The organism is Stenotrophomonas maltophilia, assembly GCF_047782825.1.
Classification (GTDB): Bacteria; Pseudomonadota; Gammaproteobacteria; order Xanthomonadales; family Xanthomonadaceae; genus Stenotrophomonas.
Window position 1 is genome coordinate 69,031 of record NZ_CP180589.1, and the last position, 26,534, is coordinate 95,564.

At 66.7% G+C, this 26,534-nt stretch carries 22 protein-coding genes and 1 tRNA gene; 17 read left to right on the forward strand and 6 right to left on the reverse strand.

Annotation, left to right across the window (positions count from 1 at the left end; translation table 11 throughout):
• The first annotated feature begins 1 nt into the window (after position 1).
• The 7 genes from nusA (at position 2) to ACM2ZB_RS00330 (ending at position 10,119) form a co-directional block, all read left to right on the forward strand.
• A complete protein-coding gene (gene nusA / locus ACM2ZB_RS00300; RefSeq protein ID WP_313441057.1) occupies positions 2-1,513 on the forward strand; it encodes a transcription termination factor NusA in 1,512 nt (503 codons plus the stop codon).
• 92 nt (positions 1,514-1,605) lie between these two features.
• Positions 1,606-4,251, forward strand: coding sequence for a translation initiation factor IF-2 (gene infB / locus ACM2ZB_RS00305; protein ID WP_313441055.1), 2,646 nt, complete (start codon positions 1,606-1,608; stop codon positions 4,249-4,251).
• 81 nt (positions 4,252-4,332) lie between these two features.
• Entirely contained in the window at positions 4,333-4,716 is a 384-nt protein-coding gene (rbfA, locus tag ACM2ZB_RS00310; protein ID WP_019660575.1) for a 30S ribosome-binding factor RbfA, read from the forward strand.
• A gap of 107 nt (positions 4,717-4,823) precedes the next feature.
• Positions 4,824-5,732: a tRNA pseudouridine(55) synthase TruB gene (gene truB, locus ACM2ZB_RS00315; RefSeq protein WP_416056988.1), complete on the forward strand. Its 909-nt coding sequence runs from the start codon at positions 4,824-4,826 to the stop codon at positions 5,730-5,732.
• Between the two features lie 174 nt (positions 5,733-5,906).
• Complete coding sequence (gene rpsO, locus ACM2ZB_RS00320) at positions 5,907-6,167, forward strand: 30S ribosomal protein S15 (protein WP_005410445.1); 261 nt, start codon at positions 5,907-5,909, stop codon at positions 6,165-6,167.
• A gap of 150 nt (positions 6,168-6,317) precedes the next feature.
• Positions 6,318-8,426: a polyribonucleotide nucleotidyltransferase gene (gene pnp, locus ACM2ZB_RS00325; protein ID WP_416056989.1), complete on the forward strand. Its 2,109-nt coding sequence runs from the start codon at positions 6,318-6,320 to the stop codon at positions 8,424-8,426.
• 55 nt (positions 8,427-8,481) lie between these two features.
• Positions 8,482-10,119: a winged helix-turn-helix domain-containing protein gene (locus ACM2ZB_RS00330; RefSeq protein ID WP_416056990.1), complete on the forward strand. Its 1,638-nt coding sequence runs from the start codon at positions 8,482-8,484 to the stop codon at positions 10,117-10,119.
• Here ACM2ZB_RS00330 and ACM2ZB_RS00335 read toward each other — a convergent pair.
• Together ACM2ZB_RS00335 and ACM2ZB_RS00340 are read right to left on the reverse strand one after the other, a co-directional pair.
• Positions 10,088-11,152: a serine hydrolase domain-containing protein gene (locus ACM2ZB_RS00335; RefSeq protein WP_416056991.1), complete on the reverse strand. Its 1,065-nt coding sequence runs from the start codon at positions 11,150-11,152 to the stop codon at positions 10,088-10,090. The two genes, ACM2ZB_RS00330 and ACM2ZB_RS00335, sit on opposite strands and share 32 nt — an antisense overlap.
• A gap of 160 nt (positions 11,153-11,312) precedes the next feature.
• Positions 11,313-12,305, reverse strand: a complete 993-nt coding sequence (locus tag ACM2ZB_RS00340; RefSeq protein WP_416056992.1) for a tetratricopeptide repeat protein — start codon at positions 12,303-12,305, stop codon at positions 11,313-11,315.
• A 205-nt stretch (positions 12,306-12,510) separates the two neighbouring features.
• Between ACM2ZB_RS00340 and ACM2ZB_RS00345 the strand changes: the two genes are divergently transcribed.
• Entirely contained in the window at positions 12,511-13,695 is a 1,185-nt protein-coding gene (locus ACM2ZB_RS00345; protein ID WP_416056993.1) for a glycoside hydrolase family 18 protein, read from the forward strand.
• Between the two features lie 124 nt (positions 13,696-13,819).
• Here the strand turns inward: ACM2ZB_RS00345 and ACM2ZB_RS00350 are convergent, their stop codons facing one another.
• Genes ACM2ZB_RS00350 through ACM2ZB_RS00365 form a run of 4 tightly spaced genes read right to left on the reverse strand, consistent with a single transcriptional unit; the run spans position 13,820 to position 18,095 of the window.
• A complete protein-coding gene (locus ACM2ZB_RS00350; RefSeq protein WP_416056994.1) occupies positions 13,820-15,379 on the reverse strand; it encodes a PepSY-associated TM helix domain-containing protein in 1,560 nt (519 codons plus the stop codon).
• A gap of 10 nt (positions 15,380-15,389) precedes the next feature.
• Positions 15,390-15,653 carry a hypothetical protein gene (locus tag ACM2ZB_RS00355; RefSeq protein WP_416056995.1) on the reverse strand — a complete coding sequence of 88 codons (264 nt, stop codon included), beginning with the start codon at positions 15,651-15,653 and terminating at the stop codon, positions 15,390-15,392.
• Positions 15,653-15,961 (reverse strand): hypothetical protein, encoded by a 309-nt coding sequence (locus ACM2ZB_RS00360; protein ID WP_313441037.1) that lies wholly within the window; start codon positions 15,959-15,961, stop codon positions 15,653-15,655. Before ACM2ZB_RS00360 ends, ACM2ZB_RS00355 begins: the two co-directional genes overlap by 1 nt.
• A 7-nt stretch (positions 15,962-15,968) precedes the next feature.
• Positions 15,969-18,095, reverse strand: a complete 2,127-nt coding sequence (locus ACM2ZB_RS00365; protein ID WP_416056996.1) for a TonB-dependent siderophore receptor — start codon at positions 18,093-18,095, stop codon at positions 15,969-15,971.
• Between the two features lie 361 nt (positions 18,096-18,456).
• Here ACM2ZB_RS00365 and thrS point away from each other — a divergent pair, with 361 nt between their 5' ends.
• The 9 genes from thrS to ACM2ZB_RS00410 all read left to right on the forward strand — a co-directional run bounded on the left by thrS (position 18,457) and on the right by ACM2ZB_RS00410 (position 26,271).
• Entirely contained in the window at positions 18,457-20,358 is a 1,902-nt protein-coding gene (gene thrS / locus ACM2ZB_RS00370; RefSeq protein WP_313441033.1) for a threonine--tRNA ligase, read from the forward strand.
• 48 nt (positions 20,359-20,406) lie between these two features.
• Complete coding sequence (gene infC / locus ACM2ZB_RS00375; RefSeq protein ID WP_079222586.1) at positions 20,407-20,949, forward strand: translation initiation factor IF-3; 543 nt, start codon at positions 20,407-20,409, stop codon at positions 20,947-20,949.
• A gap of 256 nt (positions 20,950-21,205) precedes the next feature.
• A complete protein-coding gene (gene rpmI, locus ACM2ZB_RS00380) occupies positions 21,206-21,403 on the forward strand; it encodes a 50S ribosomal protein L35 (RefSeq protein WP_005410436.1) in 198 nt (65 codons plus the stop codon).
• Between the two features lie 11 nt (positions 21,404-21,414).
• Complete coding sequence (rplT, locus tag ACM2ZB_RS00385) at positions 21,415-21,774, forward strand: 50S ribosomal protein L20 (protein ID WP_005410435.1); 360 nt, start codon at positions 21,415-21,417, stop codon at positions 21,772-21,774.
• A gap of 196 nt (positions 21,775-21,970) precedes the next feature.
• Positions 21,971-22,966, forward strand: coding sequence for a phenylalanine--tRNA ligase subunit alpha (pheS, locus tag ACM2ZB_RS00390; RefSeq protein ID WP_416056997.1), 996 nt, complete (start codon positions 21,971-21,973; stop codon positions 22,964-22,966).
• Between the two features lie 100 nt (positions 22,967-23,066).
• The gene (pheT, locus tag ACM2ZB_RS00395; RefSeq protein WP_416056998.1) at positions 23,067-25,463 is read left to right on the forward strand and encodes a phenylalanine--tRNA ligase subunit beta; all 2,397 of its coding nucleotides are present in this window, start codon (positions 23,067-23,069) and stop codon (positions 25,461-25,463) included.
• A 27-nt stretch (positions 25,464-25,490) separates the two neighbouring features.
• The gene (locus tag ACM2ZB_RS00400; RefSeq protein WP_005410432.1) at positions 25,491-25,790 is read left to right on the forward strand and encodes an integration host factor subunit alpha; all 300 of its coding nucleotides are present in this window, start codon (positions 25,491-25,493) and stop codon (positions 25,788-25,790) included.
• Entirely contained in the window at positions 25,771-26,127 is a 357-nt protein-coding gene (locus tag ACM2ZB_RS00405; RefSeq protein WP_005410431.1) for a MerR family transcriptional regulator, read from the forward strand. Before ACM2ZB_RS00400 ends, ACM2ZB_RS00405 begins: the two co-directional genes overlap by 20 nt.
• 67 nt (positions 26,128-26,194) lie before the next feature.
• Positions 26,195-26,271, forward strand: a tRNA-Pro gene (locus ACM2ZB_RS00410).
• Positions 26,272-26,534 lie beyond the last annotated feature (263 nt).

Genomic DNA, 26,534 nt, shown 5'->3' on the forward strand with positions numbered 1-26,534 from the left:
AATGAGCAAGGAACTGTTGCTGGTAGTGGACGCGGTCGCCAACGAGAAGGGCGTGCCGCGTGAAGTGATCTTCGATGCGATCGAGGCCGCCCTGGCCTCCGCAGCGAAGAAGCGCTATCCCGACGAGGAAGTGCTGACCCGCGTGGTCATCGACCACAAGGATGGCAGCTACGAAACCTACCGCCGCTGGGAAGTGGTGGCCGATGACGTGGTGATGGAATCGCCGGACCGGCAGATCCGCCTGATGGACGCCGTCGACGAAGCCGAAGGCGTGGACGTTGGCGACTACATCGAAGAACAGATCGAAAACCCGGACTTCGGCCGCATCGCGGCCCAGGCTGCCAAGCAGGTCATCGTCCAGCGCGTGCGCGAAGCCGAGCGCCAGCAGGTTGTCGATGCGTGGAAGGATCGCGTGGGTGAGCTGATCACCGGCGTGGTCAAGCGCGCCGAGCGCGGCAACATCTATGTGGACCTGGGCGGCAACGCCGAGGGCTTCATTCCGAAGGACAAGGGCATTCCGCGCGACGTGCTGCGTGCCGGTGACCGCGTGCGCGGCTACCTGGCCGAAGTGCGCTCGGAACCGCGTGGCCCGCAGCTGTTCATCAGCCGCGCCGCCCCGGAATTCATGATCGAGCTGTTCAAGCTGGAAGTGCCGGAAGTCGGCCAGGGCCTGGTGGAAATCAAGGCCTGTGCCCGCGATCCGGGCGACCGCGCCAAGATCGCCGTGCTGGCCCACGATACCCGCACCGATCCGATCGGCGCCTGCATCGGTATGCGCGGTTCGCGCGTGCAGGCCGTGTCCAACGAGCTCAATGGCGAGCGCGTGGACATCGTGCTGTGGAACGACAGCCCGGCCAACTTCGTCATCAATGCGATGGCCCCGGCCGAAGTGCAGTCGATCATCGTCGATGAAGACAAGCATTCGATGGATCTGGCCGTGGCAGAAGACCGCCTGGCCCAGGCCATCGGCAAGGGCGGCCAGAACGTGCGTCTGGCCAGCCGCCTGACCGGTTGGCAGCTGAACGTGATGACCCAGGACCAGGTCACCGCCAAGTCCGAAGCAGAGCAGGCCTCGGCCCGCCAGCTGTTCATGGACAAGCTGGAAGTCGACGAGGAAATCGCCGGCATCCTGGTCAGCGAAGGCTTCGGCACCGTCGAGGAAATCGCTTATGTCCCGGTCGGCGAACTGCTGGCCGTGGAAGGTTTCGACGAGGACATCGTCGAAGAGCTGCGCGCTCGTGCCCGCGATGCGCTGCTCAATGAGGCCCTGGCAGTCGAAGAAGGCCTTGAAGACGGCCAGCCGGCGCAGGACCTGCTGTCCCTTGAGGGCATGGACGAAGCCACCGCGTATGCGCTGGCCGGCCACGGCGTGCGCACCAGCGAGGAGCTTTCCGACCTGGCCGCCGACGAGGTCATGGACTTCGGCATCGAAGGGCTGGACCAGGAGCGCGCCGCGGCGCTGATCCTGGCCGCGCGCGCCGAAGAGATCGCCCGACTGGAACGCGGCGAATGAGCCGGCAATGAACAGGGCCCTGAGCCGATCAGGGCGTAGAATCCGCGCCACCTCCATCTGCGGGGGGGCGCCCACAAGATCATAGGATCCGAATGTCGCAGCAAACCACCATCCGCAAGCTTGCCGAACTGGTCAACACGCCGGTCGAGAAACTGCTGGAACAGCTGGCCGGTGCCGGCATGAAGTTCAGCGGTCCCGACCAGGTCGTGACCAGCACCGAGAAGGTGAAGCTCCTGGGCTTCCTTCGTCGTTCGCACGGCAAGCCCGAGCAGGCCCCGGAAGAGACGGATCAGTCTGCAAAGAAGATCACGCTCAATCGCCGGAAACAGCAGGAAGTGACGGTCAATTCCGGTCGCAGCAAGACGACCGTGAATGTCGAGGTGCGCCAGAAGCGTACCTACGTCAAGGATGGTGCCCGTGCGATGACGCCGGACGAAGAGCGCGCCGACATCCTGCGCAAGCTGGAAGAGTCGCGCGCCCGCAACCTCGCCGAACAGCAGGCCCTGGCCGAGAAGGATCGTCTGCGCGACGAAGCCATCGTCCGTGCCCGTGAGGAAGAAGTTGCCGCCAAGGAGCGCGCCGAGGCCGAGAAGAAGGCCGCCGAGGAAGCCGCAGTGGCTGCCAAGGCCGCCGAGGCCCTGGCTGCGACCAAGCCCAAGCGCGCCCCGATCGACGAAACCGCGCCGCGCCCGCCGCGCGCTCCGGCCGCCGCCCCGGCTGCGCCGCGCAGTGCACCGCCGCCGCCGCGCAGCGACGACCGCAACAACCGCAGCGCGCCGCGCAGCGAGCGTGGCCCGGGCGATCGCTTTGCCGGCCAGATGCACCTGTCGGCCGCCGACCGTGCGCGTCGTGGCAACAGCAACAACAGCAACAACCGTGGCCGCCCGGGTGGCCGCAACCAGAGTGGCGGCCGTCGCGACATGTCGCGTGGTGGCAACAACGCCGGTCCGCACGCCTTCGAGCGTCCGACCGCACCGGTCGTGCGTGAAGTGGCGATCGGCGAGACCATCACCGTGGCCGACCTGGCGCAGAAGCTCGCGCTGAAGGGCGGCGAGGTGGTGAAGGCGCTGTTCAAGATGGGCGTGATGGCCACCATCACCCAGTCCATCGACCACGACACCGCTGCGCTGGTGACCGAAGAACTCGGCCACAAGGCGATCCGCGCCAATGACAACGACGCCGAAGACGCACTGCTGGCATCGACCGGTGAAAACCAGGGCGAAGCCGTGCAGCGTCCGCCGGTGGTCACCATCATGGGCCACGTCGACCACGGCAAGACCTCGCTGCTGGATTACATCCGCCGCACCAAGGTCGCCCACGGCGAAGCCGGTGGCATCACCCAGCACATCGGTGCGTACCACGTTGATACGCCGAAGGGCGTCATCAGCTTCCTGGATACCCCGGGCCACGCCGCGTTCACCTCGATGCGTGCCCGCGGTGCCAAGCTGACCGACATCGTGGTGCTGGTGGTGGCTGCCGACGACGGCGTCATGCCGCAGACCAAGGAAGCGATCCAGCACGCCCGTTCGGCGGGTGTGCCGCTGATCGTGGCCATCAACAAAATCGACAAGTCCGGCGCCGACCCGATGCGGGTCAAGAACGAACTGCTCTCCGAGCAGGTCGTGGCCGAAGACTTCGGCGGTGACATCCAGATGGTGGAGATCTCGGCCAAGACCGGCCTGGGCATCGACGACCTGCTGGACGCCGTTTCGGTGCAGGCCGAACTGCTGGAACTGAAGGCCGTCGACGAAGGCCGCGCCTCGGGCGTGGTGATCGAATCGTCGCTGGACAAGGGCCGCGGCCCGGTCGCTACCGTGCTGGTGCAGCAGGGCCGCCTGAAGAAGGGCGACTACCTGGTGTGCGGCATCCAGTACGGCCGCGTGCGTGCGCTGTTCGACGAAACCGGCAAGCAGCCGGAATTCGCCGGCCCGTCCATCCCGGTGCAGGTCCTGGGCCTTTCCGGCGTGCCGGAAGCCGGTGACGACTTCGTGGTCGTCGAGGACGAGCGCCTGGCCAAGGACGTTGCCCAGCAGCGTGAGACCAAGCGCCGCGAATCGCGCCTGGTCGCCACCGCTGGCAGCCGCATGGAAGACATCATGGCGACCCTGGGCAAGGGCGAGGGCCAGCAGGTCCTCAACCTGGTCATCAAGGCCGACGTGCAGGGTTCGGTGCAGGCCCTGAGCCAGGCACTGGTCGCGCTGTCCAACGAAGACATCCGCATCAACGTGATCCACTCCGGCGTGGGCGGCATCACCGAGTCGGACGCCAATTCGGCGGCCGCTTCGAAGGCCACCGTCATCGGCTTCAACGTGCGTGCGGACGCTTCGGCCCGTCGCATCATTGAATCCAACGGCGTCGACCTGCGTTACTTCTCGATCATCTATGACGTGATCGACCAGGTGAAGCAGGTGGCTTCCGGTCTGCTGGGCGTGGAGATCCGCGAAGAGATCATCGGTATCGCAGAGGTCCGCGACGTCTTTCGCAGCTCCAAGCTGGGTGCCGTCGCCGGTTCGATGGTCATCGAGGGCGTGGTCAAGCGCAACAAGCCGATCCGCGTCCTGCGCGACAGCGTGGTGATCTTCGAGGGCGAACTGGAATCGCTGCGTCGCTTCAAGGAAAACGTCGAGGAAGTCCGCAACGGTACCGAATGCGGTATCGCGGTGAAGGCCTACAACGACGTCAAGCCGGGTGACCAGATCGAGTGCTTCGAGCGTATCGAAGTGCCGCGCACCCTGTAATGCTGCAACGGACCGGCCCTCACGGGCCGGTCCTGTTTCATCCCGTAAACTGCAAAAACGCAACCCATACGAGCCTGACGCGTGCCCAAGACTTTCCATCGAACCGACCGTGTCTCCGCCCAGCTGCGCCGTGAACTCGGCACCCTGGTGCACAACGCCGTGCGCGAGCACGGGTTGCCCTCGGTGAGCGTGTCCGACGTGGAAATCACCCGCGACATGGCCCATGCCAAGGTGTTCGTCACCGCGCTGATGCCGGAACGTTCGGCCGAAGCCGTGGCCGGCCTGAAGGAACTGGGCTACCGCCTGCGCATGGACCTGGCCCGCGCGATGAAGCTGCGCCACGTGCCGGAGCTGCATTTCCACTACGACGACTCGGTCGACCGTGGTGAGCACATCGACAACCTCCTGCGCGACCTGCCCGATACGCTGGCCGCGGAGAAGCGTCGCGAGAGCGACGAAGAATAACCGCGCGACGCCGGGCATGCCCGGCGTTGTTGCATTCCGGCTGCGCGATGTCTGATGCAGACCGCGCTGCGGCAGTCGAGCATGGCTCGACTCTACGAAATCCTGTCATGACCCGAATTCAGTTCCGCCGCCTGGATGGCATCCTGCTGCTCGACAAGTCGACCGGCATGAGCTCCAACGCCGCTCTGCAGGTGGCCCGCCGCCTGTTCCGTGCCGAAAAGGGCGGCCATACCGGCAGCCTCGACCCGCTGGCCACCGGCCTGCTGCCGCTGTGCTTCGGTGAGGCGACCAAGATCGCCGGCCTGCTGCTGGGCTCGGCCAAGGCCTATGACGCCGACATCCAGCTCGGCCAGACCACCGATACCGATGATTCCGAAGGCCAGGTGCTGCTGCAGCGCCCGGTCCCGGCCATCAGCGGTGAGGCCCTGCGGGCTGCGCTGGCGCCCCTGACCGGCACGATCCTGCAGCGCGCACCGATCTATTCGGCGCTGAAGCAGGGCGGGGAGCCGTTGTATGTGAAGGCCCGCCGGGGCGACGCCATCGAGGCGCCCGAGCGCGAGGTCCAGGTGCATGCCATCGAGGTGCTGGAGCAGCAGGCCGACCGCCTGCGCCTGCGCGTGACCTGCGGGTCGGGCACCTATATCCGCAGTCTGGCCCGCGATCTGGGCGAAAACCTGGGTTGCGGTGCCCACATCAGCGCCCTGCGCCGGCTGTGGGTCGAGCCGTTCCGTGCGCCGGCCATGGTCACCCTGGACCAGCTGCGGGCCATGGTCGAGGCCGGCGATGAGGCCGGCATGGACGCCTTGCTGCTGCCCTTGGCGGCCGGCCTGGCCGAGTATCCACGGCTGGACCTGGATGCCGACCAGGCCCATCGCTTCTGTGTCGGCCAGCGCCAGCGCGACCCGTCCTGGCCGCGGGGCCTGGTGGCCGTGTACGGCCCGGACGATGCTGTCCAGGGCCTGGGCCAGGTGGACGACAGTGGCCTGCTGTCCCCGCAGCGGCGTTTCAACCTCTGACCGGGGCCTGCCGGTTCAGCCCCGGTCCTTGTCCCGGAAGCCCCCGGCCGTTACAATTTCGCGGCCGTTTTCCGGCAGCCTGCTTCGCGCAGGTTTCATCCTTGTAGTCCACGGCGAGCCTGGCGGTGCGCGAAGCGCGTTCCTGCCGGCCACGCATCACAGAGAAAAAAGAAAATGTCGATCGACACCCAGAAGGTCATTGAAGACAACAAGCGCAGCTCGGCTGACACCGGCTCCCCGGAAGTCCAGGTTGCCCTGCTGACCGCCCGCATCGAACTGCTGACCGGCCACTTCAAGACCCACAAGAAGGACCACCACAGCCGCCGCGGCCTGCTGCAGATGGTCAACCGCCGTCGCAGCCTGCTCGACTACCTGAAGAAGAAGGACGTCGAGCGTTACAAGGCCCTGATCGAGAAGCTTGGCCTGCGTCGCTAAGCAACGAATCCCCCGCGGCGCAGCGATGCGCCGCGGTTTTGTTTTGTAGCACCGCAATCCCCGATTCAGACCGGAACGATCCGGTCACCCGCAGGCGGCAAGGGTCGCCGACGGTCCAATTCGCAGACAGCATCCCCAAGGACACCCTCCGTGGCAAAAATCACCAAAACCTTCCAGTACGGCAAGCACACCGTCACGCTTGAGACCGGCGAAGTCGCCCGCCAGGCCAGCGGTGCCGTCATCGTCAAGATGGACGACACCGTACTGCTGGTCACCGCCGTCGCCGCCAAGACCGCGCGCGAAGGCCAGGACTTCTTCCCGCTGACCGTCGATTATCAGGAAAAGTTCTACGCCGGCGGCCGTATCCCGGGTGGTTTCTTCAAGCGTGAAGGCCGTGCGACCGAGAAGGAAACCCTGATCTCGCGTCTGATCGACCGTCCGATCCGTCCGCTGTTCCCGGAAGACTACAAGAACGAAGTGCAGATCATCGCCACGGTCATGTCGCTGAACCCGGAGGTGGACGGCGACATCGCTGCCCTGATCGGTGCCTCGGCTGCCCTGTCGCTGGCCGGCACCCCGTTCATGGGCCCGATCGGCGCTGCCAAGGTCGGTTACAAGAACGGCGAGTACATCCTGAACCCGACCGTCAGCGAACTGGCTGACTCGCAGCTGGAACTGGTCGTCGCCGGTACCTCCAACGCCGTGCTGATGGTTGAATCCGAAGCCGCGCTGCTGTCCGAAGAAGTGATGCTGGGCGCCGTGACCTTCGGTCACCGCGAAATGCAGAAGGTCATCAACGCGATCAACGAGCTGACCGTGGAAGCCGGCACCAAGCCGTCGACCTGGGTCGCCCCGGCCAAGAACGACGTGCTGATCGGCGCGCTGAAGGAAGCCATCGGCCCGCGCCTGGGCGAAGCCTTCCAGGTGCGCGACAAGCTGCAGCGCCGTGACGCCATCTCGGCGATCAAGAAGGACGTGGTCGAAAGCCTGGCTGGGCGCGTGGCCGCTGAAGGCTGGAACCCGGCCGAGCTGTCGAAGGAATTCGGCGAGCTGGAATACAGCACCATGCGCAACTCGGTGCTGGACACCAAGGTCCGCATCGACGGCCGTGCCCTGGACACCGTCCGCCCGATCGCCGTGAAGACCGGCGTGCTGCCGCGTACCCACGGTTCCTCGCTGTTCACCCGCGGCGAAACCCAGGCCATCGTGACCATCACCCTGGGCACCGCCCGTGATGGCCAGGTCATCGACGCCGTTGCCGGTGAGTACAAGGAAAACTTCCTGTTCCACTACAACTTCCCTCCGTTCTCGGTGGGTGAGTGCGGCCGCATGATGGGCCCGAAGCGCCGCGAAATCGGCCACGGTCGCCTGGCCAAGCGCGGCGTGCTGGCTGTCATGCCGTCGCTGGAATCCTTCCCGTACACCATCCGTGTCGTCTCGGAAATCACCGAGTCGAACGGTTCCTCGTCGATGGCTTCGGTCTGCGGCTCGTCGCTGGCCCTGATGGACGCCGGCGTGCCGGTGAAGGCGCCGGTTGCCGGTATCGCCATGGGCCTGGTCAAGGAAGGCGATCGCTTCGTCGTCCTGTCCGACATCCTGGGTGACGAAGATCACCTGGGCGACATGGACTTCAAGGTGGCCGGTACCGCTGAGGGCATCTCCGCCCTGCAGATGGACATCAAGATCGAAGGCATCACCGAAGAGATCATGAAGCAGGCTCTGCAGCAGGCCAAGGCTGGCCGTCTGCACATCCTGGGCGAAATGGCCCATGGCCTGACCGCTCCGCGTGAAGAGCTGTCGGACTACGCGCCGCGCCTGCTGACCATCAAGATCCACCCGGACAAGATCCGCGAAGTGATCGGCAAGGGTGGCTCGACCATCCAGGCCATCACCAAGGAAACCGGCACCCAGATCGACATCCAGGATGACGGCACCATTGTCATCGCTTCGGTCAACGCCATCGCTGCCCAGGCCGCCAAGGCCCGCATCGAGCAGATCACCTCGGACGTCGAGCCGGGCCGCATCTACGAAGGCAAGGTCGCCAAGATCATGGACTTCGGTGCGTTCGTCACGATCCTGCCGGGCAAGGACGGTCTGGTCCACGTGTCGCAGATCTCCAGCGACCGCGTCGAGAAGGTCGGCGACGTGCTGAAGGAAGGCGATGTGGTCAAGGTCAAGGTCCTGGAAGTCGACAAGCAGGGCCGTATCCGCCTGTCGATGAAGGCCGTGGAAGAAGGCGAAGGCGCCAGCGCCGAGTAATCGCCGGTCCCCGGTAGGTGTCAACCTTGGTTGACACGCTCCTGGAATCGCTGAAATGAAAAGGCGGGCTTCGGCCCGCTTTTTCTTTGCCTGCCATCCCGCGCAGCGGTACCGCTATGCTTCGCCGGTGGACACCCTTCGCCTGCTGGACCTGGACATTGATCGCCCGGCACGCCGCGTCTGCCGCGCCGGTGAGCTGCTGCCGGTAAGCGGCATGACCTGGATCCTGCTGGACGTACTGTTGGCCCACGGCACCGATGTCGTGGATTTCGACACCCTGGCCGCCGAGGTCTGGGCACCGGCGGTGGTTGGCGAAGATGCCGTCAGCCAACGCATCAAGCTCCTGCGGCAGGCCCTGGGCGATGACAGCCGGCACCCGCGCTACATCCGTTCCGTGCGTGGCCGCGGTTACCAGCTGTGCGCGCAACCGGTCGCCGTCGCAGCGCCTCCCGCGCGCGCTCGCTGGCACCGAAAGGCCGGTTGGACCGCCACAGCGGGCGCGGCACTGGGCGTGGCCGCCATCGTGTTCCTGCTGTGGCCACGGCAGGCACCGCAAGGCACGGCAGAGCCGCTGCTGCAACGCGCCGACTACTACGCCGGCATCGGCCAAGCCAGCAACAACGAACGTGCGATCAGCCTGTACCGGCAGGCGTTGCAGGCCGATCCGGAATCCGTGGCGGGCCGCCGTGGCCTGTCACGGGCCCTTGCCGCACAGGGTTGCCTGTTCAACGGCACGCCGGCGCAGATGAAGGAGGCGCTGCTGTTGGCCGACCGCGAACGCCAGCGCGCACCGGATGATGCCGCCGCGCATGCCCTTTGGGGGTATGCGCAGGATTGCCTGGGCGACATGCGGCAGGCCATCGCCGGCTACACGCGCGCCATTGAACTGGACCCCGCCGACGAACGCAGCCGCGCCTCGCTGGCCTACCTGCAGCAGGAGCGTGGCGAGCTGGTCACTGCGCTGCGCGGGAACCTGTCACTGAAGTCGCCGGGGCGCGTCCGCTTCCGTGATGTGCAGGTCGCGCGCGAACTGGAGCTGCTCGGCTTCACCCAGGCCGCCGCGCAGCGCCACGCGCGCAATTTCCAGCTTTACCCCGACAACGTGTTTTCCAACATCGCATGGCCGCGCAGCCTGTATCTGGCCGGCGCGCCCGAACAGGCCAGGCAGGCGCTGGACGAGGCGCTGACACGGCGGACGCCGCACCCGCAACTGCTGCGCCTGCAGGGCGAGCTGGCGCTGCTGGCCGGCGACCGCACAGCCGCCGCGGCAGCGTTCGAGCGTGCTCGCCAGCTTCGACCCCAGCAGTCGCTCGGCCAGACCCTGGCCGACCTGCATGGCGTGCCGCCCTCACGGCCCATGTGGCTAAGCGAGCGCCTGCAGCAACTCCGCGCCAGCGGCGATGACGGTTGGTCCGACGCGGCGCTGGAACGGGCGCTGCTGCTGCAGGCCGACGGGCGCCATGCGGACGCCGTGGCGGCGCTGCAGCAGGCGGTCGATGAGGGGTTCCGCGACGTGGCGTGGCTGCGCGTCACGCCCCTGTTCGCGCCCCTGCGCAGCGCGGCGGACTGGCCTGCGCTGCTGGATCGCCTCGACACGGACATCGCCCGCCAGCGTGCGCAGGTGCTGGCCGCGGCGTGGCGGCCAGACGATCTGCTGGCCCTCAGCGCAGCGCCGGCAGCAGGAACTCGGTGAGGATGCGCCGCGACTGGGGATGGGCGAAGCTGCGGTTGAAGGCCTGGCTGGTGACCACCGCCACCACGCGCTGCTCCGGCAGGACGAACACGTAGTTGCCGCCATTGCCGGACATCGCCCATACCGTGCGCGGTGAACCCTGCACCTCCAGTTTCAGGCCCCACCACTGGTAGCCGTAGTCGCTGCCGTCGGAGGTGGTAGCCTGGGGCCGCAGCATCGCCCCGATGTAGTCCTTGGGTACGAGCTGCCGGCCCTGCCAGCGGCCGCCATCGAGTACCAGCTGGCCGAAGCGGGCGAGGTCCTGCGTGCGGTAGCGGGTGCCGCCGCCGCCCATGCCGATGCCTTCCGGTGAACGGTTCCACTGGCTGTGGGTGATGCCCAGCGGTCGCTCCAGCAGGCGTGCGGCGTAGTCGGCCAGTGGCTGGCCGCTGGCCTGTTCAAGCACGGCACCGAGCACGAAGGAATCGGCAGTGCAGTAGGCGAACGCGCGGCCATGCGGGCTGTCCTCCGGCCGCTGCATCCATGGCGCAAAGCCCTTCACCGGCAGGGCCAGGGTGAAGTCCAGCCATTTTTCGGACACATACATGCGCTCCTCATGCCCGGACGAGAACGGGTTCTCGTCATCGCATTCCCAGAGGCTGCTCATGGTCAGCAGGTCCTGCACGGTGGTGGCGCGCAGGCGCGGGTCGACCGCGTGGCGCGCGGTGAACGCAGGGAAGGAGTCGTACACCCGGGCCTGCACGCCGGGCAGGGTGCCCTCGCCAATGGCGGCACCGACCAGCAGCGCGGTCACGCTCTTGCTGGCCGAGCGCACGTCATGCAGGGTCTGCGCATCGGCGCCGTTGAAGTAACCCTCGTAGACGATCTTCCCATCGACCTGCAGCAGCACGCTGCGGATCTGCTTGAGCTCATCGCTGGCGATGGCCTGTTGCAATGCCTGCAGCCGCTCGGGGTCGGGTGGTGCGGCGTGCGCGGCGAAGGGAAGGGTGCACAGGGTGCAGAGCAGGGTCAGGCCAGGCAGGATCGAACGCATTGTCAGGCTCCATCGAAAGGGAGCCCGATTGAGCCTGCGCTGCGTCTGAAGTGCTGGAAACCGGCCTGAAGAATTCTGAAGGCCCTGTGCCACAAGGCCCGCGCCCGGTAGGTGTCAACCTTGGTTGACACGCTATCACCGAAGTCGAGCAAGCTCGACGCTACGGGGCTTCCTCTTCTTCTTCCTCCTCTCCCAGCCACCACACCTGGCCTGGTTCCGGATCCTGCAGCGCATGATCCCGCTGTTCGATGGCATCCAACGTGCGTCCGGCTCCACCCTCCGTCCACACAGCCATCAGCTTCTCCACGGCAGCCCGGCCCTGGGCGGCGATGCCCAGGTTGCGCTCGCGCGCCCAGCCGTCGTCCTCCTCCGCGTCGCCCTGCCCATGCTGGTGCGGCGTGCCATAGCTGCAGCGCAGGCACAGGTGGCTCACCGAGTGGGTCCAGTCCTCGACCAGGCCGATTCCCGGCAGGCTCAACTCACGCAGCGCGGCGATGTCCTCGGCGGCATCGCATTGCACGAACACCGCATAGGTGGCCATGTCCGATTGCTGCAGGCGTTGCATGGCATTGAACACCGGCACCATGTGCTCAGCGTAGATGCGTTGCCCGGTGGCCGCGCCGTCGTGCAGCACGATGTCGCCGAAGCGGAATCCGCTCTCGGGCAGTGGTACGTTTTCCACCCGCGCACGCACCGGGTCCAGCCGGCGCATGTACACGGTTTCGCCGCTTGACCACGGATTCAGGCGCACGCAGGCGACGCCGAAGTTGCCGTCGATCGGTCCCTCACCTTCGGGGACGGCAATCCCGCATCGGTTCCACTGCCGGCGTGCCTCCACCCAGTCACCGGCGCCGGTGGCGGCAATACCGGCGTTCCATGCAGTGGCCTGGTCGAACGCATCACGCAGCTGCTCGGACTGCAGGTTGGCCTGCAGCGACGCCGGCCAGTCCCGCAGGTACTTGAGCGCCAGCCCCCGCATGTAGTGCAGGTGGGGAATGCAGGGGGTCAGTTCGACCAGCTGGCCGAACAGCGCTGCCGCATCGACCAGGTCGCCTTCGTCGAATGCCGCATAGGCCTGCGCTTCCAGTGACTGCAGCTTCTGCAGGGTTTCGTCGTCTAGCAGTTCGTCGTCCATGTCGGGGTCTGCGGTCATGTTCCTGCGCCTATGAAAATCCAGCGCCACCATAGCCCAGGTCGGTCGCGTGTTGTCCTGCAGCGACGCACTTTCGACGTGTCCGCGACCGGCACCTGGCAGCTTTCAAGGGCGACCGGCTGTCCAGAGGACGACATGCCGCGACATCGGTACGACAGGCACATTGGTTTGCTAACGTGGCCGGGTCTTCGAACCGGGAGTTTCCATGTTGCGCCAGACCCTGGCCGGGCTTGCCCTGCTGCTTGCCGCCGCCGTTCCCGCCACCAGCCAGGCTGCGCAACCACCGATCTACGGCGCTTACTACCCCGGCGGCTCTGCCGAGCGCTACCCGGTGTCGAGCATTCCGGCCGATCGGCTCACCCATCTGTTCTACGCGTTTTCCACCATCGAACAGGGGCGCTGCACGGTCGGTGCCGAAGCGCCGAAGAACTTCGCCGCGCTGGCCGAGCTGAAGAAGGCGCACCCGCACCTGCGCACGCTGATTTCCATCGGTGGCTGGGGAGCGGGGGGCTTTTCCGATGCCGCGCTGACCGAGGCCAGCCGCAAGCGCCTGGTGGATTCCTGCATGGCGCTGTTCTTCGACCAGTACGCAGGCAGCTTCGACGGCGTGGACATCGACTGGGAATTCCCGGTCAGTGGCGGGCCGAAGGAGCTGGCCCATCGCCCCCAGGACCGTGCGAATCTGACCCGGCTCGCGCAGGCCTTCCGCGTGGCGCTGGATGCGCGTGGCCGCAAGCGCGGCCAACCGATGCTGCTGACCGCCGCGCTCGCGGCCGGGCGCCTGCAGACCGATGGCCCCTACGACCCGGCCGCCAGTTATGACCTGCCGGCGCTGGCCAAGGTGTTCGACTTCATCAACCTGATGAGCTACGACATGGGCACCGGCTTCTCGGCGGTGTCCACCTTCAACGCGCCGCTGCATGAAGTGTCGGCCGATCCGCTGGCGCCGGAACTGCGCCGCTGGAACAACGTGGCCGGCGCCGTGCAGTACTACCGCGACCACGGGGTGCCGGCCGACAAGCTGGTGCTGGGCGTGCCGTTCTACGGCCGCGGCTTCAAGGTGACCGGCGACGCGCCCGATGGCCTGTTCCAGGCCTACAGCGCACCGGCCGATGCCGGCGACTGGCGGGTCATCAAGGCGCGCTACCTGGACCAGCCGGGCTGGACGAAGCACTGGCAGCCGCAGGCGCAGAGCCCGTGGCTGTACAACGCCGAGCAGAAGATCTTCATCAGCTATGAAGACCCGCGTTCGATCGGCCTGCGCGCGCAGTTCGCCCGCGAGCAGGGCCTGGCCGGCGTGTTCATGTGGGAACTGACCGGCGATGACGAACAGGCCAGCCTGCTCAACGCCATGCTCGCGCCGTGGCACAAGGCCCGCGTCGGCGATTGAGCGCGCTTTTGTAGAGTCGAGCTTGCTCGACTGCCTTTGGCGCGAAATCAACAGCAGTCGAGCATGGCTCGACTCTACCGGGTCGGTGCGAATCGGTAGCGCCGGGCCATGCCCGGCGGCTTCCTCAGTTGGCCCACACGCTGTTGGGATCCCCATCGCGGGCGCGGCGCTGGCTGGCCACCGCCAGCCGGCCGAAGCCGAAGGCCATCGCCAGCGCCACCACGTCGATCCAGAACAGCGGCCAGTGCCCACGCGATGCCGCCAGCCACAGCCAGTCGCCGCTGAGCGCGCCGTGCATGATCGGCACCAGTGCGGTGCTGATGGCCGCGGCCCACAGCAGCTCACGCGCAGCCTGCGCGGGCCGGCGCACGGCGGCCCACAGCGCACACGCCGCCCAGGTACCGAAACAGGCCCAGCGGATGCCATGGTCCACCGCCGCCGGGGCGACGCGCTCCAGTACCAGCGCGGTGACGAAGGCCACCGAGATCGCCACGCACAAGCCGATGCACACGCCCACCGTGGCCCGCGCCATGTTCACCCCGGAACGCGGCTGCTGCGGCTGCCGGCGCTTGCGCCGCGACTCGATCCACAGCAGGTTGCCCGAATAGAACAGGAAGGCGCCGCCCAGCCCCAGCAGGAAGTACAGCCACACCACCACGCCGTTGCCGAACTCGCCGAAGTGCAGGGCATAGGCTGCACTGAGCGTGGCGTGGTTGGCATCGCGGTGGCCGGGCAGCTGGCTGGCCAGTACGCGGCCACTGGCCACGTCCAGGGCCACCGAGCCCAGCGGGCCGAGGGTGCCGCTGGATTCGCCGGTGATCTCGATGGTGGCGTTGGCATCGCCGCCGTTGGCCAGCTTCAGGTAGGCCGGTTCGAAATCGGCCACGCCCTGTGCGCGCGCCACTTCCAGCGCCCGTGCATGCAGGATGCGCAGGCTGCCCGGTGCGGCGGGCACGCCGCTGGCCTCGCGCACGGGGGCCGTATCCATCGCCGCAGGTACCGCCTGCATCGCCTTGCCATCGAAGATGAGCGGGTTGAGTACCGCGATCTGCAGGAACACCAGGCAGAGCAGGGCACCGGTCACCGCGAACATCAGGTGGAATGGCAGGCTGAGCACGCCGATCACGTTGTGCGCGTCCTGCCACATCTGCTTGAGGTTGCGGCCCGGGCGCAGCGCGAACAGGTCGCCCAGCAGCTTGGGCAGGTGGATGACCAGGCCGCTGAGCAGCGCCATGCCATACAACAGGCTGACGATGCCCATCACATAGATGCCGGCCACCGGCAGGCCCAGGCTGTAATGCAGTTCGTTGACCAGTTCGGCCAGGCCCGACTGCGGTGGCGTCGGGCTGCCCGCGGTCTGCCCCGGCCAGGCATAGCGCCAGCCGCCATCGGCGGCCTGCCAGTAGGCCAGCGGTTGCGGGTGCTCTGCACCGGGGAAGGTCATGCCGACGTGGCGGCGCGCTTCGGGGTGCGCGGCCAGCACGTCTTCCAGCAGGTACTGCGCATCATCCAGCCCGGCAGGCAGTGCGGTCGCAGCGCCCGGGGTCTGCCACACCGGCAGGTCGTGGTGGAACAGGGTCAGGGCGCCCGCATAGAAGGCCACGAACAGGCCAAAGCCGGCCACCAGGCCGACCCAGGTATGCAGAGTGGTGAAGGTACGCAGGGTCTGCGAACTGAATTTCATGCGCTCATTCTCATTGCACTGCACCGGTCAGACGCAGCAACCACAGCGCGGCGAAGCCGCCGGCGGCGCAGGCCGCAGGCACCAGCCAGGCACGCGCTACGCTGCGGAAGCTGAAGGCCCACAGCGCGGCCAGCATCCACAGCGGAACAAAGGCGATCAGCGCCGGCACCAGCGCGCTCTGCCACGGGCCCGGCGGCAGCCACGTCACCAGGCCGGTAACGGCTGCGGCCAGGAAGAAGCCAGCAAAGATGCCGGACAGGGCGCGCATCCACATCAGCGCAGCTCCCGTGCGTTGTCCGCTGCCGGGCGGTGCCAGGCGGCCAGTGCCGGCAGCAGCATCGCCGCCAGCATCCAGGTGCACAGCATTGCCACCAGCCCGGCGGCCACGCCCAGTTCGGCCATCCACAGCCACAGCGAGGCCACGGCGGCGACCAGACCGATCTGCCGGCCCAGGCGGCCGGCACGGCGCAGGCGTGGCCAGCGGCAATGCGGCGAGGCCGCATAGAAGGCCAGCGCCGAGAACATCGCCGACAGCATGCCCAGGCTGCAGAAGCCCAGGGTGGACAGGCCCACGGTGATCATCGTCGGCTTACCACTGGTAGCGCAGGCTGGCGGTGACGGTGCGCGGGTAGCCGTAATAGCACCACGTCGCGCTGTTGCAGGCCGACACGTACTTCTTGTCGGTGGCATTGGCGGCGTTGACCTGCAGGCGCCACGGCCCGCGGTCGTAATGCACGCTGGCATCGAACAGGGTGAACGACGGCGTGTACCAGTCGTTGTAGATGTCACCATAGATGCCGCCGTTGTAACGCACGCCGGCGCCGAAACCGAGGCCACTCAACGCGCCGGCGGTGAAGGTGTAGTCGGCGCCCAGCGAGGCGCTTTCCTTCGGCACCAGCGCCACGCGCTTGCCCAGCGAGGCGGCATCGGTGCTGCGCCGCACCTTGGCATCCAGGCGGGTGTAGCTGCCGTACACGCTCAGGCCCTGGCCGATGTTCCAGCGGCCTTCCAGCTCGGCGCCGCGCACGCGGGTCTGGCCCTGCTGGATCGAGAACAGGGTGTGCTGCGGGTCAACGGTAAGCGTGTTGTCCTGCTCGATCTGGTAGGCGGCGGCGGTCAGCAGCAGGCGGCCGCCTTCGGGCTGGTACTTCACGCCGGCCTCGAACTGCTCGCCCGTGGTGGGCACGAACGCGCGGCCTTCGAAATCGGTGCCGATGGTGGTCTGGAACGACTGCGACCAGCTCACATATGGGCTCACGCCGTTGTCGAACAGGTAGTTCACGCCCACCCGGCCGGAGAACTGGTCATCGCTCTGGTGCGCGGTGCCGCTGCCGCCGATGCGCTGCTCGGTATCGGTGCCGACCCAGTCCTGGCGCCCGGCCAGGGTGACCAGCCAACGGTCGATGCGGATCTGGTCCTGCAGGTACAGGCCCAGCGTGCTCTGCGTCTGCACCTGCCGCGAGGTGTAGCCGGGCACCTGCACCGGCGCGCCGTACACCGGGTTGTAGGCATCGATACCGGGTGCGCCGAACAGGAACGCGGACGCGTAGTCGTCGCGTGCGCGGCGGTAGTCCAGCCCGGCCAGCACCGTGTGCTCGGCGCGGCCGCTGCGGAAGCGGAAGGTCAGGTTGTTGTCGATCGCCACGCTTTCGGACGTGTCCATGCGCGGGTAGTAGTAGCGCACCAGCTCGGTGCTGTCCGGCGCGGCCAGGCCGAACAGGCCCAGGCTGCCGTGGCTGGCATCCACTTCGGCCCAGCTGTAGCGCACGTTCTGGTTGAACACGGTGCCATCGCCGAAATCGTGGCGGAACTCGTAGCCCAGCGAAGCGGCTTCCTTGGTGTAGTCGTTCACGCCCGGCTCGCCGCTGAAGAAGTGGCGGGAGATGTAGCGGCCATTGGCGCCGGGCACCACGGTGCCCTGGTAGGGCAGGAAGCCGCCGGTCTCGACCGTATCGTTCTTCTGGTAGCGCGCCAGCACGGTCAGCGAATTCGCATCGTCCGGCGTCCAGGTCAGCGACGGGGCGATGTAGTAACGGTCGTCATGGACCTGGTCGATCACGTTGTCGCTGTTGCGGGCTAGGCCGACCAGGCGGTACAGCACGCTGCCGCTGTCGTTGAGCGCGCCGCCGATGTCGAAGGCGGCCTGTTTCAGGCCGTAGTTGCCCACCTGCAGTTCCACTTCCTGCAGCGGGTTGGCGTGCGGGCGCTTGCTGACGAAGTTGACCAGGCCGCCGGGCGGCATCGCGCCGTAGTTGACCGAGGCCGGGCCCTTCAGCACGTCGATGCGCTCCAGGCCGTAGGGCTCCATGCGCGATTCGCCGGTCCAGGTGCCTTCCACCGTGGCCAGGCCATCCAGGTAGCGGGCCGGCCTGAAGCCGCGCACCAGCAGCCAGTCACTGCGGCTGTCCTCGCCGTACTGGCCGCCCTGGGCACCGGCGGTGTACCACACCGCTTCCTCCACGCCATGGATGCCGCGGTCGCGCATCTGCCGGTCGGTGATGACCGAGATCGACTGCGGAATCTCGCGCAGCGGGGTGTCGGTCTTGGTCGCGCTGCCGCTCTCGGTGGCGATCGGCGCGGTCACCTGCACGGTATCGAGCGTGCGTGCCTCGTCGGCCAGGGCCAGCGCGGGCAGGGCGCCCAGCACGGCAAGCGCCAGGGCGGACAGCGGAACACGGAACAGGCCGGCACGGGCCGGCAGCGACTGCGGGGACATGGGCGGATCCAGGCCGGGAAGGGGGCGCGCCACACGCGAGTGAGAAACGCCTGCGTATGGTAATCATTGACATCTGGCCCTTCCAGCGGCCGCCATTCAGCCGTGTCGACGCCGCGGCCGGCGGGCTGGCTTGGGCTTTCCCGCGCGCTGGTTTAAGATCATCGCAGACCCCTGACTGGAACAAGGTGGCCCGCGCCCAGCGCCGGCCGAGCGTGCGACATGAGCACTACCACCGCCCATCGTTGACCTGCCCCCGAAGGCCCTGTGTTGCAGGCGCCCTCGCGGCGCTTTTTTATTGCCCGGGCGTTGCCCCGGAAACGCATCCAGCCCGCCCGAGCGGGCCCCGCACGAAGCCATTGCGATGATCAATATCACCCTTCCCGACGGCAGCCGCCGCGAATTCGAAAACCCCGTCAGCGTCATGGACGTCGCCCAGTCGATCGGCGCCGGCCTGGCCAAGGCCACCATCGCCGGTGCCGTGGACGGCGTGCTGGTCGATGCCAGCGACGTCATCGACCACGATGCCAGCCTGCGCATCATCACTGCCAAGGACGAGGAGGGCGTGGAAATCATCCGCCACTCCTGCGCCCATCTGGTCGGCCACGCCGTCAAGCAGCTGTACCCGGACGTGAAGATGGTCATCGGCCCGGTCATCGCCGAAGGCTTCTACTACGACATCTATTCCGAGCGCCCGTTCACGCCGGAAGACATGGCCGCCATCGAAAAGCGCATGGGTGAGCTGATCGCCCAGGACTACGACGTCATCAAGAAGGTGACCCCGCGCGCTGAAGTGGTCGAGATCTTCAAGGCCCGTGGCGAGGACTACAAGCTGCGCCTGATCGAGGACATGTCCGACGACATCCAGGCCATGGGCATGTACTACCACCAGGAATACGTGGACATGTGCCGCGGCCCGCACGTGCCGAATACTCGCTTCCTGAAGGCTTTCAAGCTGACCCGCATTTCCGGCGCCTACTGGCGTGGTGATGCGCAGAACGAACAGCTGCAGCGCATCTACGGCACCGCCTGGGCCGACAAGAAGCAGCTCGAGGCGTACATCAAGCGCATCGAAGAAGCCGAAATGCGCGACCACCGCCGCATCGGCAAGCAGCAGGACCTGTTCCACCTGCAGGAAGAAGCCCCGGGCCTGGTGTTCTGGCACCCCAAGGGCTGGGCGCTGTGGCAGGTGGTCGAGCAGTACATGCGCAAGGTCTACCGCAGCAGCGGCTATGGCGAAGTGCGCTGCCCGCAGATCCTGGACGTGAGCCTGTGGAAGAAGTCCGGCCACTGGGACAACTACCAGGACAACATGTTCTTCACCGAGTCGGAGAAGCGCACCTACGCGGTCAAGCCGATGAACTGCCCGGGCCACGTCCAGGTGTTCAACCAGGGCCTGCACAGCTACCGCGACCTGCCCATCCGCTACGGTGAGTTCGGTTCCTGCCACCGCAACGAGCCGTCCGGCGCGCTGCACGGCATCCTGCGCGTGCGTGGTTTCACCCAGGACGATGGCCACGTGTTCTGCACCGAAAACCAGATCGAATCGGAAGTGACCGCATTCCACCAGCAGGCGCTGGCGGTCTACCAGCACTTCGGTTTCGACGAGATCCAGATCAAGATCGCCCTGCGCCCGGAATCGCGCCTGGGTGACGACGCCACCTGGGACAAGGCCGAAGGCGCGCTGCGCTCGGCGCTGACCGCCTGTGGCGTGGAATGGCAGGAGCTGCCGGGCGAGGGCGCCTTCTACGGCCCGAAGATCGAGTACCACCTGAAGGACGCCATCGGCCGTACCTGGCAGCTGGGCACCATGCAGGTCGACTTCATGATGCCGGGCCGCCTGGGCGCCGAGTACGTGGACGAAAACAGCCAGAAGAAGCACCCGGTCATGCTGCACCGGGCCATCGTCGGCTCGATGGAGCGTTTCCTGGGCATCCTGATCGAGCACCACGCCGGCCAGTTCCCGGCCTGGCTGGCGCCGACGCAGGTGGTGGTGGCCAATATCACCGATGCTCAAGCTGAATACGTCTCGGGCGTGACCAAAACCCTTGCGGAGCAAGGCTTCCGCGTCAGCTCGGATTTGCGTAACGAGAAGATCGGCTATAAAATCCGCGAGCATACGTTGCAGCGCGTGCCTTACCTGCTGGTCATCGGTGACCGCGAGAAGGAAAATGGAGCTGTGGCGGTGCGTACGCGTTCTGGCGAAGACCTGGGCAGCATGAGCCTGCAGGCCTTCATCGAGCGGCTCCACGCCGAGGGCGCGTAAGCAAAGGTCCGGTCCGGGCGCACAGGCACCCGGACCGGTTCGATACCCTTGGGAGAACGTAATATCAGCACCCCTGACAACAAACAGAACCGCAAGAATCAGGAAATCCGTGTGCCGCGCGTCCGCGTGATCGGCAGTGACGGTGAAATGATCGGCGTGTTGTCGCGCGACGAAGCGCTGTCCATGGCCGAAGATGAAGGCCTGGACCTGGTCGAAATCCAGCCGCAGGCCGATCCGCCGGTCTGCAAGATCATGGACTTCGGCAAGTTCAAGTTCGAAGCGCAGAAGAAGGCCAGCGAGGCCAAGAAGAAGACCAAGCAGGTCGAGATCAAGGAAGTGAAGTTCCGTCCGGTCACGGACGAGGGCGACTACCAGATCAAGCTGCGCAAGATGCGTGGTTTCCTTGAGGAAGGCGACAAGATCAAGGTCAACATCCGCTTCCGTGGCCGTGAAATGAGCCACCAGGAACTGGGTCGCGAGATGGCCAACCGGATCGAGACCGATCTGGGCGAGGACATCGTCATCGAATCCCGTCCGCGCCTGGAAGGGCGTCAGATGGTCATGATGATCGCGCCGAAGAAGAAGACCTGAGGCCTGACGGGCCGCCTTCCGGGGCGCCTGGCTGAATGGTTCAGGGTAAAGGGGCGCCATGGGCGTCCCTTTGCTTTTGCAGCAGAGCGGTAAAAAGGGTTGCAGGGGCTGGTGGCAGGGCAGTTTTGCCTGTATCATGCCCGGCTCGACCCACCCAGGACGGGTCGTACGCCGATCATGGCAGGACGGAAAGAGCGGCCCAGGCCGCCGCCAGATCAGTCAGAAACCAGGGTCATATCCCATCAAGGACATTGCAATGCCCAAGATCAAGACCAACCGGGCAGCGGCCAAGCGTTTCCGCAAGACCGCCTCGGGCAAGTACAAGTGCGGCCACGCCAACCGTAGCCACATCCTCACGAAGAAAGCGACCAAGCGTAAGCGTAATCTGCGTCAGACGGGCCATGTCCGTGCAGAAGACGCAGGCCGTCTGGACCGCATGCTCCCTTACCTCTGAGGAACTGAAAAATGGCACGAGTTAAGCGTGGCGTACAGGCGCGTCGCCGCCACAAGAAGATTCTGGATCTCGCCAAGGGCTATTACAACGCCCGTCGCAAGGTCTTCCGCGTTGCCAAGCAGGCCGTCATCAAGGCACAGCAGTACGCCTACATCGGCCGTAAGCAGAAGAAGCGCAACTTCCGTTCGCTGTGGATCACCCGTATCAATGCGGCTGCCCGCATCAACGGCCTGAGCTACAGCCGCTTCATGAACGGCCTGCTGAAGGCCGGCATCACCCTGGACCGCAAGGTCCTGGCTGATATCGCCGTGCATGACGCAGCTGGTTTTGCTGCGCTGGCCGAAAAGGCCAAGGGCGCACTGGCGGCATAAGTCCTTCCCGATGCCGTTGCCGTTCAACGGGAACGGTGTCAGGTAGAGGCAATGCATGGGGAAGGGCGCAAGTCCTTCCCCATTCTTTTTTGGGTCCCGGCAACGCCGCAGGCGCGCGCTGCGGGGACCGGCGGTGGCGACAGGGGTCGGCCCTTCGCGCATCGCGATGGCAGACCGACTGGAGTTCCGGCCCCCCATGAGCGACATCCAATCCCTCACCACCCAGGCGCTGGCCGATGTGGCCGCCGCACAGAGCCCCGACGTGCTGGAACAGCTGCGCGTGGCCCTGCTCGGCAAGAGCGGCAGCATCACCGCCCAGCTCAAGCAGCTCGGCACCCTGCCGGCCGACGAGCGCAAGGCCGCCGGTGAAGCCATCAACCAGGCCCGTGACGCGCTGTCCAGCGCGCTGGGCGAGCGCAAGGCGCTGCTGGAAAACGCCGCACTGGATGCGCGTCTGGCCGCCGAAGCGATCGACATCACCCTGCCGGGCCGCAATGGCGACCGCGCCGGCCTGCACCCGATCACCCGCACCCTCGAACGCATCACCGGCATCTTCGGCCGGTTGGGTTACGAGCTGTCCGAAGGGCCGGAGATCGAAGACGACTGGCACAACTTCGAGGCGTTGAACTTCCCGCCGCACCACCCGGCGCGCGCCATGCACGACACCTTCTATTTCGGCGATGGCCGCCTGCTGCGCACGCATACCTCCGGTGTGCAGGTGCGCTACATGGGCGAACACCAGCCGCCGCTGCGCATGATCGCCGCCGGCAAGGTGTACCGCAGCGACAGCGACCAGACCCATTCGCCGATGTTCCACCAGGTGGAAGGCCTGCTGGTGGACGAGCATTCCACCTTCGCCGACCTGAAGGGCACGCTGGCCGAATTCGTGCGCGCCTTCTTCGAGCGCGATTTCGAAATGCGCTTCCGCCCCAGCTACTTCCCGTTCGTTGAACCGGGTGCGGAAGTGGACATCGCCTGGCAGCAGCCCGACGGCAGCACCCGCTGGCTGGAAGTGCTGGGCTGCGGCATGGTCCACCCGAACGTGCTGCGCAACGTCGGCATCGATCCGGAGCGCTACACCGGCTTCGCCTTCGGCCTGGGCGTGGAACGCTTCGCCATGCTGCGCTACGGCGTCAACGACCTGCGCGCGTTCTTCGAGAACGACGTGCGGTTCCTGAAACAGTTTGCCTAAGCGCCGACCCGTAGAGTCGAGCTTGCTCGACTGTTCCTGAATCGGCTGCTCCTAAATTCGCAGGCCCAGGCGCATGCGCCGGGCCCACCAGGGTGACACCATGAAATTCTCCGAAAACTGGCTGCGCAGCCACGTCCCGACCTCCGCCTCGCGCGATGAACTGAGCGCGGTGCTCACCGCCATCGGCCTGGAAGTGGAAGAAGTGACCGCGCTCGGCAACGGCCTGCAGCACGTGGTTGTGGCACGCATCGTCGAAGCCGTGCGCCATCCCGAAGCCGACCGCCTGCAGGTGTGCAGGGTCGACGCAGGGCAGGGCGAGCTGCTGCAGATCGTCTGTGGTGCGCCGAACGCGCGCCCGGGGCTGGTCGCACCGCTGGCCATGGTCGGCGCGCAGATCGGTGATCTGGCGATCAAGCCGGCCAAGCTGCGCGGCGTCGAATCCAACGGCATGCTGTGCTCGGCCAAGGAACTGGGCCTGGACACCGATGCCTCGGGCCTGCTGGAACTGCCTGATGATGCGCCGGTCGGCCAGACCCTGGTCGAGTACCTGGGCCTGCCGGACGCCAGTATCGAGATCAAGCTGACCCCCAACCGCGCCGACTGCTTCAGCGTGCGTGGCATCGCCTACGACGTGGCCGCCGCCACCCGCAGCGAAGTGCTGGATTTCGCCGCCGACGCCATTGCGCCGGTCGGCAGCCGTGAGCTGTCCATCCAGCTCGACGCCGGTGCTGAAGCGCCGCGTTACCTGGGTCGCGTCATCGAAGGCGTCAACGCCGCCGCCAAGACCCCGCTGTGGATGGCCGAGCGCCTGCGCCGCAGCGGCGTGCGCCCGGTGTCGCTGCTGGTCGACATCACCCAGTACGTGATGCTGGAACTGGGTCAGCCGATGCACGCCTACGACCTGGGCACCCTGCAGGGCAGCATCGGCGTGCGCCGTTCGCGCGCCGGCGAAGCCATCAAGCTGCTGGATGGCCGCGACGCCGTGCTGGACGAGAGCTTCCTGGTGGTGACCGACGCCGACCGTGCGGTCGGCCTGGCTGGCCTGATGGGCGGCTTCGACACCCGCGTCACCGACGACACCACGGCCGTGTTCCTGGAAGCCGCGCACTTCGCGCCGGCCGCCATCATGGGCCGCGGCCGCAAGCTGGGCCTGCACACCGATGCCGGCCATCGCTTCGAGCGTGGCGTCGACCCGGCGCTGCCGCGCACCGCCATTGAATACGCCACCCGCCTGGTGCTGGACCTTGCCGGCGGTACCCCGGCACCGGTCACCGAGGCGGTCAATCAGGCCGATCTGCCTGCGCCTGCGACGATCACCCTGCGCCGCGCCCGCATCACCCGCGTGCTGGGCATCACCATCGACGATGCCGAAGTCGAGCGCATCCTGCGCGCGCTGGGCATGGGCGTGGCCGCTGCCGGCGAAGGCTGGCAGGTGACCGCGCCGAGCCGTCGCTTCGATATCGCCATCGAAGAAGACCTGATCGAGGAACTGGCGCGCATCCACGGTTACGAGCAGATCCCGACCACCCTGCCGGGTGGCGCGGCGCGCGTGGCGATGCCGACCGAAACCCAGCTGGACGTTCTGAGCGTGCGCCGCCAGCTGGTTGCCCGTGATCTGCAGGAAACCCTGAATTTCGCCTTTGTCGACGATGCCCTGCTGACCCAGTGGCAGCTGCGCGACAACCTGGTGCCGCTGGCCAACCCGCTGTCGGCCGAGCTGGCGGTGATGCGCCCGGCGCTGCTGCCGGGCCTGGTCGCCACCCTGGGCCGCAATGCCGCCCGCCAGCTGGGCCGTGTGCGCCTGTTCGAGGTCGGCCGGGTGTTCGCCCAGCAGGCCGGCGAGACGTCGCCCGGCGAAAGCCAGCCGGCACCGCTGGAAACCCCGCGCGTGGCCGCCGCCGTCTGTGGTGATGCGCAGGCCGTGCAGTGGGGCCTGCCCACCCGCAAAGTCGATTTCCACGACCTGAAGGGCGACCTGGAATCGCTGGCCGCCGCCAGTGGCGCCGTGCTCGAGTTCCGCCCTTCCACCCGCGCCTTCGGCCATCCGGCCCGTTCGGCCGAGGTGTACCGCGATGGCGGGGTGATCGGCTGGATCGGCCAGATCCACCCGCGCCTGGCCAAGGCCATGGACATCGACGCCGACGTCTATGCCTTCGAGCTGGATCTGGAGGCGCTGTCCGCCCGTGCATTGCCGCGCGCAGGCGAGCTGTCGCGCTTCCCGGCCGTGCGCCGCGACCTGGCGTTCCTGGTGCCCGAGCAGGTGGCCTGGAGCGACCTGGCCGCGACCATCCGCCAGGCCGCTGGCCCGCTGTTGCGCGAACTGAACCTGTTCGATCGCTACGTCGGCCAGGGGGTCGAGCCGGGGTTCAAGAGTCTCGCTATGGGCTTGATTTTGCAGGACAAGTCGCGCACTCTGACGGACCGCGACGTGGAAGCGGTGGTGGCCGAGGCGGTCACTGCGATCGAGCGTGAGCACCACGCCCGGATCCGCGGCTGAGCGGGAAGCACTCAGGGGTAGCAGGCAATGGCATTGACCAAGGCGGAGATGGCGGAAAAGCTGTTCGACGAAGTCGGTCTGAACAAGCGGGAAGCCAAGGAATTCGTCGACGCGTTCTTCGATGTGCTGCGTGAAGCGTTGGAACAGGGACGTCAGGTGAAGCTGTCCGGTTTCGGTAATTTCGACCTGCGGCGCAAGAACCAGCGCCCGGGTCGCAACCCCAAGACCGGCGAGGAAATTCCGATTTCCGCCCGTACGGTGGTCACCTTCCGTCCGGGCCAGAAGCTCAAGGAGAGGGTGGAAGCTTATGCTGGATCCGGGCAGTAACCGCGAACTACCGCCGATCCCGGCCAAGCGCTACTTCACCATCGGTGAGGTAAGCGAGCTGTGCGACGTCAAGCCGCACGTGCTGCGCTACTGGGAAACCGAATTTCCCAGCCTTGAGCCGGCCAAGCGCCGTGGCAACCGCCGCTACTACCAGCGCCACGACGTGCTGATGGTGCGGCAGATCCGCAGCCTGCTGTACGAACAGGGTTACACCATCGGCGGCGCGCGCCTGCGCCTGGATGGTCCGGATGCACGCGAGGAATCCGCGCTGAGCAACCAGATCATCAAGCAGGTCCGCATGGAACTGGAAGAAGTGCTGCAATTGCTTCGCCGGTGATCCAAACCCCGCGTAATCCGCTATACTTCACGGCCCGCCGCACTGGCGGGTACGTCGCAGAATCAGTCGGGGCGTAGCGCAGCCTGGTAGCGCATCTGCCTGGGGGGCAGAGGGTCGTCGGTTCGAATCCGGCCGTCCCGACCACTGTGATGAAACAGAAAGCCCGCGCAGCGATGCGTGGGCTTTTTTGTTGTTGGCGTTGCTGCGCACAACAGGCGTTGCATGGATTCCGCGTTGAGGGCGTTGCGGGACGCACGGGCTGCGCTGGCGCTCACGCTGATGACCGCCAGGATGGTCGCGTGGCATCGAGCGCTGGCCCTACACCGGCCGTTCAGGCCGGCGGCCCATACGGCCGGGTACTTCCCTTATCATCGGCGCACATCCGATCGCATCGGTTTTCTTTCCGC